Origin of the sequence: Cellulosimicrobium sp. MI9406 (assembly GCF_040595865.1) — a bacterium.
In the GTDB taxonomy this organism is placed as follows: domain Bacteria; phylum Actinomycetota; class Actinomycetes; order Actinomycetales; family Cellulomonadaceae; genus Cellulosimicrobium; species Cellulosimicrobium funkei.
Genome location: NZ_JALIZI010000001.1, coordinates 109,343 through 122,283 on the forward strand (window position 1 = coordinate 109,343; position 12,941 = coordinate 122,283).

The following is a 12,941-nucleotide window of genomic DNA, read 5'->3' on the forward strand; positions in this document are numbered from 1 at the left end:
GGCCCCGGGTGCGTCACGCGAGGGCCGCGGCGGCCTCCCGCCAGCGCGCGAGGTGCCCGACGACGTCCGCCCGGCCCGGGCCCGGGAGCTCCGGCTCGTCCGTGGCGACGACCGGCTCGACCGGGTCGGCCGTGCCGCGCGCGGCGAGCAGCGCCGCGCCGACCGCGGTCGCGCTGCGGAGCCCGACGCGGTGGACGGGCCGGCCGAGCGCGTCGGCGAGGAGCCGGCGCACGAGCGGGTCGCGCGACCCGCCGCCCGTCACGACCACCGCACCCGTCACGACCACCGCACCCGGCTCGCCCTCCGGACGGCTCACGGGCGGTCCCGCGACGGGCGCCACGGCCGAGGCCGCCGGCGCCGGGTCGAGCAGGTCGACCGCCGCCGCGACCGCGAACACCATGCCCTCGACGGCGGCGCGCACGAGCTCGGGCCGCCCCGTGTCCTCGCGCAGCCCGGTCCACGCCCCGCGTGCGCCGGGACCGGCGACCCCGCCACGCTCCCCGGTGAGGAACGGCAGGAACGTCACGCCGCCCGCGCCGTCGGGCACGGTCCGCGCGAGCGCGAGGCCGTCGGACCAGCCCAGCCCGAGGACCCGCAGCGCCCAGCCGAGCGCGAGGCCCGCGTTCTGCACCGCCGCGAGGCGGTACCACCGCGCGGCGGGGCCGGCGCCGGTGTCCGCGAAGGTGTGCACGAGGGGGTCGAGCACGGGCTCGGGGCGGTCGAGCGCGGCCATGACCTGCGCCCCCGTGCCGAGGTTGACGTGCAGCCCGGGCGCCCCGACGGCGAGCCGCGCGGCCGGGGTGTCCCCGCCGCCCACCACGACGGGCACCGCGCTCCCGCTCGCCGGGAACCACCGCGCGAGCCGGGCGGTCGTCCCGGCCACGGCGTCCGACGGCGCCACGCCCGGCAGGAGCCGGGCCGGCAGGTCGAGGTGCGCGACGACGTCGGCCGCCCAGGCGTCGCGGGGCACGTCCCACAGGAGCGTGCCCGCGGCGTCGGACCGGTCGGTCGTGGCGACGGGGAGGACGGGGTCGTCGACGAGCCACGCGCGCACGACGTCCTTGGGCAGCAGCAGGTGCGCCGCGCGGTCGAGCGTCGCGGGGTCGTGCGCGGCGAACCAGTCGAGCACGGGCCCGGTCATCCCGGGCACGAGGGGGTTGGCGAGCGGGGCACGCACGGCGTCGGGCAGCGCGCGCCAGCGGTCGATCCGGTCGGCCGCGCGCGCGTCCGTCCACAGGACGGCTGGCACGACGGCGCCCCCCGCCGCGTCCACGAGCACCGCGGCGTGCATCTGGCCGGCGACGCCGACCGCGCGCACCGCGACCTCGCCGAGCCCGGCCGCGCGGGCGGCGAGGTCGTCGAGGGCGGCGCCGAGCGCCGTCGTCCAGGTCGCCGGGGCCGACTCCGCGCGGCCGGGGCGCGGGTGCTCGACGTCGTACGCCGCCTCGGCCTCCGCGACGACCGACCCGTCCCGTCCGAGCAGGACGAGCTTGAGCCCGCTCGTCCCGAGGTCGATGCCGAGGGTGGTGCCGAGGGTGGTGGGGACCAAGGTCACGGGACCGACTCTCCCACGCCCGGGTAGCGTCGGCGGCATGAGCGCCACCCGTCCCTCGCGCTGGGAGCAGAAGACCGCCGCCGACCCCTCGCACTCCACCTGGTACGTCGAACGCTTCCGGGCCATGGCCGCCCGGGGCGCCGACCTCGCGGGCGAGGCCCGCCTCGTGGACGCCATGCTGCCGCGCGGCTCCCGGGTCCTCGACGCGGGCTGCGGGCCGGGGCGCGTGGGCGCCGAGCTGTTCGCGCGCGGGCACGCCGTCGTGGGCGTCGACGTGGACCCCGTCCTGATCGACGCCGCGCGGACCGACCACCCGGGACCCGACTGGCGCGTGGGCGACCTCGCGGAGCTCGACCTGCCCGCGGAGGGCGTCACCGAGCCGTTCGACCTCGTCGTGTGCGCGGGCAACGTCGTGACGTTCCTCGCGCCGGGCACCGAGGTGGAGGTGCTGCGCCGCTTCCGTGCCCACCTCGCGCCCGGCGGTCGCGCCGTCGTGGGCTTCGGCACCGGTCGCGGGTACCCGCCCGAGCAGTTCCTCGCCGACGCCACGGACGCCGGGCTGCATCTCGACCTGGCGCTCGCGACGTGGGACCTGCGCCCCTGGACCCCGGACGCCGACTTCCTCGTGGCCGTGCTCAGCGACGCGGCGGCCCGGACCGGCGTGGCCTGAGCCGTGCCGTCCTACCGCGTGACCCTCGCCGTCGGCCTCCTGCACCCGGGCGCCGACCCCGAGGCCGTGCTGCCGGCAGCCGCCGACGCGGCGCGCGCCCTCACGACCGTCGAGGCGTACGACGTCGGCGTCGTCCGCGGCGAGGCGCGCGTCACCGTGCGCTTCCTCGCCGACACGGACGCGTCCGCGCACGGCGTCGCGGACGCCGTGGAGGCGGGCGTGCGGGCCCACGCGGCGACGTCGGGCGGGCGCCTGACCCGCCGCTGGGGAGCGCGCTGGCACCCCGCCTGAGCAGCGGCCGACGACGCGCGACGGCCTCCCGCCGGACCCGCCGGGTCCGAGGGGGTACGGTCGCCGCGCGACCGGGTCCGGGGGCCGGTTCAATGGACGGGGCTGACCCCGACGCCGGGAGGCGCACCCGTGACCACCAGGACCGGCCTGTTCCGCCGCAAGTCCGTGGAGGACTCGCTCGCGGCCGTCGACGACCCCGAGCGCTCGCTCAAGCGCGAGCTCACCGCGTGGGACCTCGCGGTGCTCGGCGTCGCCGTCGCGGTGGGCGCCGGCATCTTCTCCGTCGGCGCGACGGCCGCGGCCAACTACGCCGGCCCGAGCGTCATCGTCTCGTTCGTCATCGCCTCGATCGTCTGCGCGCTCGCCGTCATGTGCTACGCCGAGTTCGCGTCCGCGCTGCCCGTCGCCGGGTCCGCCTACACGTTCTCCTACGCGACCATGGGCGAGCTCGTCGCGTGGATCATCGGCTGGGACCTCATCCTCGAGATGCTGCTCGCGTCCGCGGTCATCGCGAAGTTCTGGGGCGTGTACCTCGGCGACGCGTTCGGGCTGTTCGGCATCGACCTCCCCCTGACGATCCCCCTCGGCCCGGTCGACCTCGAGTGGGGCCCGGTCTTCATCGTCGCGGTGTTCACCGCGCTCCTCGCGCTCGGCACGAAGCTGAGCACGCGCGTCAACAGCGTGTTCACGGTCATCAAGGTCGCCATCACCCTGTTCGTCATCGTCGTCGGGTTCTTCTTCGTCGACGCCTCGAACTACACGCCGTTCGTCCCGCCCGCGCAGCCGGCGCCCGAGCAGGGCAACCTCGAGCAGCCGCTCGTCGGGTTCCTCACCGGTCTCGAGCCCACGACCTACGGCGTCATGGGCCTCCTCGCCGGGGCGGCGCTCGTGTTCTTCGCCTTCATCGGGTTCGACGTCGTCGCGACCACGGCCGAGGAGGCCAAGGACCCGCAGCGCACCCTGCCGCGCGGCATCCTCGGCGGCCTCGCGATCGTCACGGTGCTCTACATCCTCGTCACGCTCGTCGTGACGGGCATGGTGTCGTACACCGAGCTCGCGGCGTCCGACGCGCCGTCGCTCACCACCGCGTTCGTCATCGTCGGGGCCGACTGGGCCGGGCGGGTCATCTCCGTCGGGATCCTCATCGGCCTGACGACGGTGATCATGGTGCTGCTGCTCGGTCTGACGCGCATCGTCTTCGCGATGAGCCGCGACGGTCTCCTCCCCCGCGGCATCTCCCGCACGTCGCCGCGCTACCGCACGCCGGTCCGGCTCCAGGTCGGGGTCGGGGTCGTCGTCGCGCTCATCGCCGGGCTGTCCCAGGTGGAGCTGCTCGAGGAGATGATCAACATCGGGACGCTCTCGGCGTTCGTGCTCGTGAGCTTCGGCATCCCGATCCTGCGCCGCTCCCGGCCCGACCTGCAGCGCTCGTTCAAGGTGCCGTGGTCGCCCGTGCTGCCGATCGTGTCCGGCGTCGCGTGCCTGTGGCTCATGGCGAACCTCACGACCCTGACGTGGCTGCGGTTCCTCGGCTGGGTCGTGGTCGGGCTGATCATCTACGGGTTCTACGGCTACCGGCACTCCGTCGCGGGCCGGGACCCGCTGAAGGGCGACGTCGCCACGTAGCGCCGACGCGTCGGTACCGTGGGCGCGCATGAGCGCCCCGGAGACCCCGATCACCGCCGACCTCGTCCGCGAGGCTCTGGCGGAGCAGCATCCCGACCTCGCCCGGCTGCCGCTCCGCGAGGTCGCCGGCGGCTGGGGGAACCAGATGTGGCGGCTGGGGGACGACCTGGCCGTCCGGGTGCAGCGCATGGACCCGACGCCGGAGCTCCAGCTCAAGGAGCGGCGGTGGCTGCCCGTTCTGGCGCCGCGCCTGCCGCTCCCCGTGCCGACGCCGGTGCGGCACGGCGAGCCGTCCGCGCGTCTCCCGCGGCACTGGACGGTCATGACCTGGGTCCCCGGCGAGCCGCTGGACCACGGGACGATCACCCGGGGCGAGCACGCCGCCGACGCGCTGGCGGGCTTCCTCAGGGCGCTGCACGTCGCGGCACCCGCCGACGCGCCGTCGTCCACGGACCGGGGCGCCCACCCCCGCGACGTCACGGACGGCTTCGAGGGCTTCCTGCGCGCCGTCGCCCCCGACGACGCCGCCGCCGTCCGGTCCGTCTGGGCCGACGCCGTCGCGGCCCCCGCGTGGGAGGGTCCGCCCGTGTGGGTGCACGGGGACCTGCACCCCGCGAACGTCGTCGTCGCGGCCGGGACGCTCGCGGGCGTCGTCGACTTCGGCGACCTCTTCGCGGGCGACCCGGCGTGGGACCTCGCCGCGGCCTGGGTGCTGCTGCCCGCCGGCCTCGCGGCGCGGTTCTTCGACGCCTACACGCCGGCCGACGACGCGACGGTCCGGCGTGCCCGCGGGCTCGCGGCGCTCAAGGCCCTCTTCCTCCTGCTCATGGGGCAGAACGGCGACCGCGGACTGCCCGGCGGCAAGGCCCACTGGGGTCCCGTGGGGCGCGCGGCGCTCGACCGCGTCCTCGCGGGCTGACATCTCGTCGCGGCGCCCTCCCCGGCTCGGCACCGCTGCCGCACACAACCTACGCAACCGTAGGTTACGGTGGCGTAGTGAACACTCTGGCGACGAGGCCGTGGACCGACCGTTACGCCCCCGGCGTCCCGACGGACGTCGAGGTCCCCGACGAGCCGGTCACGGCCGCCCTCTACCGCGCGGCCGAGCGCTGGCCGGACCGCGTCGCGGTCGACTTCTTCGGCGCGACCACCACGTACGCGCAGCTCGTGGCGCAGGTCGAGCGCGCCGCGAGCGCCCTGCACGACCTCGGCGTCCGGCGCGGCGACCGCGTCGCGCTCGTGCTGCCCAACGCGACGTCGCACGTCGTCGCGTTCTACGCCGTCGAGCGGCTGGGCGGCGTCGTGGTCGAGCACAACCCGACGTACACGGCCGACGAGCTCGCCCACCAGCTCGCCGACTCCGGCGCGAGCGTCGCGGTCGTGTGGACCAAGACGGTCCCGGCCGTGCTCGAGGCGCGCGCCCACGTGCCCGGGCTGCGGCGCGTCGTCGGGCTCGACATCGCGCGCGACCTGCCGCGCGGCAGCCGTCTCGCGCTGCGCCTGCCCGTCGCCCGGGCCCGGGCGCAGCGCGAGGCCCTGCGCACGCCGCTCCCGGCCGGCGTACCCGACTGGCACGACCTCGTCCGGCGCGCGCGGGCCCTCCCCCCGGCGCTGCCGCACCCCGCCGCCGACGACGTCGCTCTCCTGCAGTACACGGGCGGCACGACCGGCACCCCGAAGGGCGCGGTCCTCACGCACCGCAACCTCGTCGCCAACGTGGTCCAGGGCCAGGCGTGGGCGTCGTTCGAGGAGGGCGCCGAGACCGTCTACGGCGTGCTGCCCTTCTTCCACGCGTTCGGCCTGACGTTCTGCCTCACCCTGCCGGCGCGCGTCGGCGCGACCCTCGTCGCGTTCCCCAAGTTCGACCCGCAGGCCTTCGTCGCCGCCCAGGCGCGGCGGCCCGCGACGTTCCTTCCCGGCGTCGCGCCCATGTTCGACCGCATCGTCACCGCCGCGGCCGACGCCCCGGGCGCGGGCTCCGACCTCACCTCGATCCGCCTGGCCTTCGCCGGCGCGATGCCCATCACCGCGGAGACGGCGCAGCGCTGGGAGGACGCGACGGGCGGCCTGCTCATCGAGGGCTACGGCATGACCGAGACGTCACCGATCTCGCTCGGCAACCCGTGCTCCGACGACCGCCGCCCCGGCACCCTCGGGCTCCCGTTCCCCAGCACCGAGATCCGCGTCGTCGACGCCGACGCGCTCGACGCGGGCGACCTGCGCGACGCCGAGCCGTCCGAGCCGTCCGACGACGGCGTGCGCACCGTGCGCGGCGAGCTGCTCGTCCGCGGCCCGCAGGTGTTCCGCGGCTACTGGAACCGCCCCGAGGAGACCGCCCACCAGCTGCTCGACGACGGGTGGCTCCGCACGGGCGACGTCGTGCGCGTGGCCCTCGACGGCCCCGACGCGGGCCTCGTCACGCTCGTCGACCGCATCAAGGAGATGATCGTCACCGGCGGGTTCAAGGTGTACCCGTCGCAGGTCGAGGAGCACCTGCGCGGGATGCCCGGCGTGCGGGACGTCGCCGTCGTGGGCGTGCCGGGCTCCGGGTCCGACGAGCACGTCGCCGCCGTCGTCGTGCTCGACGACGCGGACGACGCCGCCTCGCCCCCGCGCGTCGACCTCGCCGCCGTGCGCGAGTGGGGCGAGAAGCGCCTCGCCCGGTACGCCCTGCCCCGCACGTTCGCCGTCGTGCCGGAGCTGCCGCGGTCCCAGATCGGCAAGGTGCTGCGCCGTGTCGTCCGCGAGGACCTCCTGGGCCGCGACGACGTCGAGCACCACCGCTCCTGACCGCGACGCACACCCGCACGCCGGGCGCGCGAGGTAGAGCCCGGTCCGCCGAGGTAGAGGCGTGGTCACCACCATGCCTCTACCTCGCCCGACCAGGGGTCTACCTCGCGCGACCAGGGCTCTCCCTCGGGGGCCGGGCGCCTGTTCGGCGTGGGGGCGGGGTTCGCCGTAACCTGGCACACGTCGTCGGCGACGTCCGCGACGCAGTCGGGCGGGCACCGGCGCTCTCCCACCCCGTCGCCCCGAGGAGGCCACGTGCCCGAGCCCGTCACCGCTGCCCCCGCACCGGCAGCCGCCGCCCCCCTGCCGCACGTCGTGGTGGTCGGCGCCGGGTTCGCCGGGCTCGCCGTCGTCAAGGGGCTCGCCAAGGCGCCCGTGCGCGTGACGCTCGTGGACCGCCGCGTCTACAACACGTTCCAGCCGCTGCTCTACCAGGTCGCGACGGGCGGCCTGAACCCCGGCGACGTCACCTACTTCCTGCGCGGGCTGCGGCTCAAGCAGAAGAACGTGCGGGTCGTGCACGAGCACCTCGTCGGCATCGACCACGAGGCGCGCCGCATCCGCCTCCTCAACGACGAGTGGGTCGACTACGACTACCTCGTCGTCGCGAACGGCGTCACGGCCAACTTCTTCGGCACCCCGGGCGCCAAGGAGAACTCGTTCCCCATGTACTCGCGGTCCCAGGCCATGAAGATCCGGGACACGCTCTTCATCCGCCTCGAGAAGGCCGCGGCGAACCCCGGCAAGGACGAGGGGCTGCGGGTCGTCGTCGTCGGCGGCGGCGCGACGGGCGTCGAGGTCGCGGGGGCGCTCGCGGAGCTCCGCACCGCGGGGCTGCGGCCCGCCTACCCGGAGATCCACGGCGACGCGTTCGAGGTGAAGATCGTCCAGCGCGGCGGCGAGGTGCTCAAGTCGTTCCACCCGAAGCTGCGCCGGTACGCGGCGGAGGAGCTGCGCCGTCGCGGCGTCGGCCTGCACCTGGGTGCCGGGGTCGCGGAGGTGCTGCCCGACGCCGTCGTCCTCACCGACGGCACGCGCATCCGCTCCGACCTCACGGTGTGGTCGGCGGGGGTCCACCCCCACGAGGAGGTCGACGACTGGGGCCTGCCACGCGGCGAGGGCGGGCGCGTCGTCGTCGGCGACGACCTCCAGGTCGAGGGCCTGCCGGGCGTGTTCGCGGCGGGTGACATCGCGATCTCGCCCGCCGGGCTGCCGCAGCTCGCGCAGCCCGCGATCCAGTCGGGCGAGCAGGTCGCGCGGAACATCGAGGCGCTCCTCGCCGGGCGCCCGACGACGTCCCTGCGGTACTTCGACAAGGGCACCATGGCGGTCATCGGCCGGCGCGCGGCGATCGCCGAGGTCGTGGGGAGGCTGCGGCTCACGCGCGGCGTCGCGTGGCTCGCGTGGCTGTTCGTCCACATCATGGGGCTCATCGGGCCGCGCAACCGCCTCACGACGCTCGCCGGTCTGGTCACGCGCTACGGCTTCCCGTTCCACCGTCGGCCCATCCCGATCGTCGGCGACGTGCCGACCGTCCGGCCGCCGAAGCGCACCGGCACCGGGCGCCCCTGACGCCCGACGGCAGCCCGCGCGCGGGCCAACCGGGCACCCGTCGCGTACCCTCGATCACGCAAGCAGTTTCAGGGGGCAACCGGGGGCGGTGCAGTGGCAGGACGTATGACGGACCCGTCGGCGATGACGGACCGGACGAGCACCAGGAAGCACGACGACGGGACGCGCGACGCCGCGCGGCCGCGGGTCGTGGGAGCACCGCGACGCGCACGGGCGGTCGTGCTCGCCGTCGTGGCCGTGACCGCGCTCGCCGGGTGCCGCGTGGACGGGCTGCCGGGCGGCCCGGGGAGCCCGTCGCCGTCGCCCACGTCGCAGCCGACGACGACCCCCACCTCCGAGCCGACCGTCGAGCCGACGCCGGACCCGACCGGGGAGCCGACGGGCGGCCCCGGTGAGCCGGGCAGCTCGGACGGGGTCGAGGTCTCGGTCGAGATCGAGCCGGCGTTCTCCATGCCCAACCTCGTCGAGACGCGGCTCAAGCAGGCGCGTGCCGACCTGGAGAAGCGCGGGGCGGTGACGGTCGTCGTCGTGGACGCGCGCGACGTGCGGGCCGGCGCCCTGCCCGGCGCGGCCAACGGCTGGACGGTGTGCGCGCAGGACCCGGAGGGCGGGGACCTCGTGCGCGCCTCGCAGACCGTGACGCTCGACGCCGCACCGAACGCGAAGCAGTGCCCGTGACGCGCCCCTGACCGGGTCCCGTCACACCCGGGCCCGGCCGCCCCGGGTGGCGGCGCGGACGACGACGGAGGACGGTGGACTCCCACTCTCCACAGACAGGAGTCCGCCGCATGAAGATCGCCCTCGTCGGTGCCCACGGCAAGGTGGGCCGGCTGCTCGTCCCGATCCTCGTCGACCACGACGCGACCGTCACAGGGATCGTGCGCGCCGAGGAACAGCTCCCGCTCGTCCGCCGGCTGGGCGGCGAGCCGCTCCTGCTCGACGTCGAGCACGCCTCGACCGAGGAGATCGCCGCCGCGCTCGACGGGTTCGACGCCGTCGTGTGGTCCGCCGGGGCGGGCGGCGGGAACCCGGAGCGCACCTACGCCGTCGACCGCGACGCCGCCAGTCGCACCATGGACGCGGCCGTCGCGGCCGGGGTGCCGCGCTACGTCATGGTGTCGTGGATCGGGTCGGTGCCCGACCACGGCGTCGACCCCGACTCGAGCTTCTTCGCCTACGCCGACGCCAAGCTCGCCGCCGACGACCACCTGCGCGGCACCGACCTCGACTGGACCGTCCTCGGGCCGGGCACGCTCACCGACGACGACCCGACCGGGGCGATCCGCGTCGTCGGCGACGGCCCGGACGGCCTCGACGGCGCAGACGACGTGCCCGACGGCGCGGCCTCCCGCGTCTCGCGGGCGGACGTCGCGATGGTGGTCGCCCAGGCGCTGCGCACGCCCTCGACCGTGGGCCGGTTCATCCGCTTCACCGCGGGCGACACCCCGGTCCTCGAGGCGCTCGATCGATAGCCGTCAGCGCCCGAGGCGCCGGTCCACCCGCTCGCGCAGGTCGAGCGCCGTGCGGCGCCACGTCGCCGCGCGCGCCACGACCGACCCGATGCTCGTCTCCTCGGCCTTCACGTGCACGACGTCGACCCCGCGCTCCGCGGCCGTGCGGACGATCGTGTCCGTCGCGCCGCGCAGCGCGAGCTGGAGCAGGACCGACGTCGTGCTCGCCCGCGCCTCGCCCGTCCCGAACCGCCGCCGGTAGACGACCTCGGTGACCACGCGGTCGAACATCCGGTCCGGTGGCGCGTCGGCGAGGACGTCGTCACCGTCCGCGTCCGGCGGCAGCACGGCGAGGTAGAGCGAGAGCAGGAGCTCGCTGATCTTGCCCAGCACCCACGCCCGGCCGGGCAGCGGGGGCAGCGCCACGACGTACTGCGCGAGGTTCACCTCCAGCGCCTCGGCCGACAGGCACGTCCACGCGGGCGCCGTGCGGACCTCGACCACGCGGTCCCAGTCGACGTCCTTGCCGTCGAGGCCCACCCGCCGAGGGCCGACCGTCACGGCGCCGAACCGGTCGAGCAGCGCGAGCGGCGCCGTCGCGAACCGCGGCACGTACGGGACGAGCCGCACGACCCCCTGGACCGACACGTCCCACTCGCGTTCGAGCGGGTACGTCGGGCGGGGGTAGGCGGCGATCACGCGGCGCACCCACTCCGCGACGACGTCGTCGAACCCACCGTCGGCGCCGTCGGCCACGTCAGCGTCGTCCGCGAGCGCCTCGACGAGCGCGTCCTCCAGCGCGGTGTCGAGGTCGGGTCCAGGAACCGCCTCGGGCGCCGGGTCGCCGTCGTCGCGCCGCGCACGACGGCCGGGGAGCGGGAACGAGGGCCGCGGGAGCGTGGGTCGCGGCAGCGCCCGGAGGGCGGGGACGCGCAGGAGACGTCTCTCGCCGAGCAGCCGCGCGAGCGTGCTGCGCCCGTCGCCCGACGTCGTGCCGGGCAGGTCGGGGCCCTCTCCCGGCTCGTCGTCCGTCGTCGTCAGGAACGGTTCCTTCGCCACGTGGCCCCCCGTCCGTCGCACCTCACGTCGGCGCACCGCGAGCCAGCGTAGACCGGGCGGGGCCGCCCTCCCGTGGAGGACGGCCCCGCCCGTCAGGTCGACGCGGAGGCGTCAGCCGCAGTCGATCGCGTCGTACGCCACGTCGTACCGCTGGTACACCGGGTCGCCGCCGCGCCACTGGTAGGCCGCGACCGTCGCGGTGCCCGCCGCGACCGACGACGCGCGCGTGCTGAACGACTGGTACGCGTTCTTGTCCGGCGCGAGGGCGCTGAACTTCTTCTCGCCGAACGGCGTGATGAGCCGGACGTCCGCGGGGGCGTCCTCGCCGTTGGCGCCGCGCACGGCGACGTACGCCGTGCCGTTGAGGCACCGCGCCTCCGCCTCGACGGCGTCGATGCGCGGGTTGCCCACGCCGTTGATCGCGAACGTGTCCTCGGACAGCGCCGCGACGGCGTGCCCGATGGCCCGCGACATGATGTCGAGCGCGGTCGCGTCGACGTTGTCGATCGTGTCCGCCGGCGAGTGGTAGTTCGGGTCGTAGAAGATGCCCTCGGTGCCGCCGAACATCGCGACCTCCTCGGCCGTCTTCGAGCCGTCCGCGCCGGTGAACAGGCCCGACGCCGGGACCCCGTTCTCGATGAACGCCTGGTAGTCGGAGCGGCCCGAGAACTCGGTGTCGACCCACGGCTGGTCGATGCCGTCGAAGTAGTCGGTGAACACCGCCTCCGTCTCGGCCGAGCCCGGCGGGACCTCGACCGGGGCCGGGTAGGTCGACTCGTTCGCGTCGTACACGCCGATGATGTAGTTCGGCGAGCCGACCATGTCGAAGTTGAGGTACGTCGCGATGTCGTCCAGCGCGGCCGGGTCGTTCGCGGCGAGGTCGCTCACGTAGTGGGTCGAGCCGCGCAAGCCGACCTCCTCGGCGCCCCACCACGCGAACCGGACGGCGTTCTCGACGTCCTGCCCGCCGTCGGTCGCGGCCGCGAGCTGGACCGCCACCTCGAGGATCGCGGCGGAGCCGGAGCCGTTGTCGTTGATGCCCGGGCCGTCCTCGACGCCGTCGAGGTGCGCGCCGACCATGACGACGTTGTGGTCGCGCCCGCCCGGGGTCTGGGCGAGCACGTTGAACGTCTCGAACTCCTCGACGTGGGTCTGCAGGTCGTAGGTCGCGACCGGCTCCGCGCCGCCCGCGATCGCGGCGAGGATCTGCTGGCCCGCGGCCTGCGTGATGCCCACCGTCGGGACCCACGCGTCGTTCTCGGCACCGAGGGTCGGGCTCAGCGCGCCGTCGGTGTTGTTGTACAGGATCACGGCCGCCGCACCGGCCTGCGCCGCGTACAGCGCCTTGTCGGCGAACGGGCACGAGCCGCGGCTGATCAGCGCGACCGCGCCGCTCACGGCGACCCCGTCCCACGTGTCCGGGGTGCAGCCCTGGACCAGCGCGTCGGCGGGCTGCACGATCGGGCCCGTGACGCCGTCGTCCGGGGTGTCGGGCGCGAACTCGGCCGGGTAGACGTCCGACGTCACCTCGACGCCGGCCGCCGTGAGGGACAGCTCGTCGGTCTCCAGGTCCTCGAACGTGAAGTACTGGCGCTCGGGCTCGTAGCCCGCGGCCCGCAGGGCGTCCTCGACGTAGACGGCGCTCGCCTCGTAGCCGGGCGTCTCCAGCGCGCGGTTGCCGCCGTTGGCGTCCGCGATGTCCTGGAAGTCCTGGAGCCGCTGCATGACCGCATCGCCGGTGACGAGGTCCTCGAGCGGGGGCGGTGCCGCGGCGGCCCGCAGGCTGCCGGCGGCCGTGCCGGACGCGGCGCCGAGAGGCTCGGCGCCGACGGGAACTGCGGTCAGCGCCGCGAGCACGAGGCCCGCTACCGCTGCGGACGGGACGATCGTTCGTGGTCTCACGCATCCTCCTCGACAGTGGCCCCCG

Annotated in this window: 11 protein-coding genes; 8 read left to right on the forward strand and 3 right to left on the reverse strand. The window is 75.6% G+C overall.

Annotated elements, in window-relative coordinates; genetic code table 11:
- Positions 1–13: 13 nt before the first annotated feature.
- A complete protein-coding gene (locus MT994_RS00525; RefSeq protein WP_354804618.1) occupies positions 14–1,555 on the reverse strand; it encodes an FGGY family carbohydrate kinase in 1,542 nt (513 codons plus the stop codon).
- A gap of 37 nt (positions 1,556–1,592) precedes the next feature.
- Here MT994_RS00525 and MT994_RS00530 point away from each other — a divergent pair, with 37 nt between their 5' ends.
- The 8 genes from MT994_RS00530 (at position 1,593) to MT994_RS00565 (ending at position 9,976) form a co-directional block, all read left to right on the forward strand.
- A complete protein-coding gene (locus tag MT994_RS00530) occupies positions 1,593–2,225 on the forward strand; it encodes a class I SAM-dependent methyltransferase (protein ID WP_354804619.1) in 633 nt (210 codons plus the stop codon).
- Between the two features lie 3 nt (positions 2,226–2,228).
- A complete protein-coding gene (locus MT994_RS00535) occupies positions 2,229–2,516 on the forward strand; it encodes a hypothetical protein (protein ID WP_086149870.1) in 288 nt (95 codons plus the stop codon).
- Positions 2,517–2,645: 129 nt separating this feature from the next.
- On the forward strand, positions 2,646–4,142 hold the full coding sequence (locus MT994_RS00540; protein WP_354804621.1) for an amino acid permease: 1,497 nt from the start codon (positions 2,646–2,648) through the stop codon (positions 4,140–4,142).
- A 28-nt stretch (positions 4,143–4,170) separates the two neighbouring features.
- The gene (locus MT994_RS00545; protein WP_354804622.1) at positions 4,171–5,061 is read left to right on the forward strand and encodes an aminoglycoside phosphotransferase family protein; all 891 of its coding nucleotides are present in this window, start codon (positions 4,171–4,173) and stop codon (positions 5,059–5,061) included.
- 77 nt (positions 5,062–5,138) lie between these two features.
- Entirely contained in the window at positions 5,139–6,932 is a 1,794-nt protein-coding gene (locus tag MT994_RS00550; protein WP_354804623.1) for an AMP-binding protein, read from the forward strand.
- Between the two features lie 255 nt (positions 6,933–7,187).
- Positions 7,188–8,504 carry an NAD(P)/FAD-dependent oxidoreductase gene (locus MT994_RS00555; RefSeq protein WP_228485103.1) on the forward strand — a complete coding sequence of 439 codons (1,317 nt, stop codon included), beginning with the start codon at positions 7,188–7,190 and terminating at the stop codon, positions 8,502–8,504.
- Positions 8,505–8,627: 123 nt separating this feature from the next.
- The gene (locus MT994_RS00560; RefSeq protein ID WP_354804625.1) at positions 8,628–9,182 is read left to right on the forward strand and encodes a PASTA domain-containing protein; all 555 of its coding nucleotides are present in this window, start codon (positions 8,628–8,630) and stop codon (positions 9,180–9,182) included.
- Between the two features lie 110 nt (positions 9,183–9,292).
- A complete protein-coding gene (locus tag MT994_RS00565) occupies positions 9,293–9,976 on the forward strand; it encodes an SDR family oxidoreductase (protein WP_061267841.1) in 684 nt (227 codons plus the stop codon).
- A 3-nt stretch (positions 9,977–9,979) separates the two neighbouring features.
- Here MT994_RS00565 and MT994_RS00570 read toward each other — a convergent pair whose 3' ends face one another.
- Positions 9,980–11,014 carry a hypothetical protein gene (locus MT994_RS00570; protein WP_354804626.1) on the reverse strand — a complete coding sequence of 345 codons (1,035 nt, stop codon included), beginning with the start codon at positions 11,012–11,014 and terminating at the stop codon, positions 9,980–9,982.
- 111 nt (positions 11,015–11,125) lie between these two features.
- A complete protein-coding gene (locus MT994_RS00575; protein ID WP_144722126.1) occupies positions 11,126–12,916 on the reverse strand; it encodes a M28 family peptidase in 1,791 nt (596 codons plus the stop codon).
- Positions 12,917–12,941 lie beyond the last annotated feature (25 nt).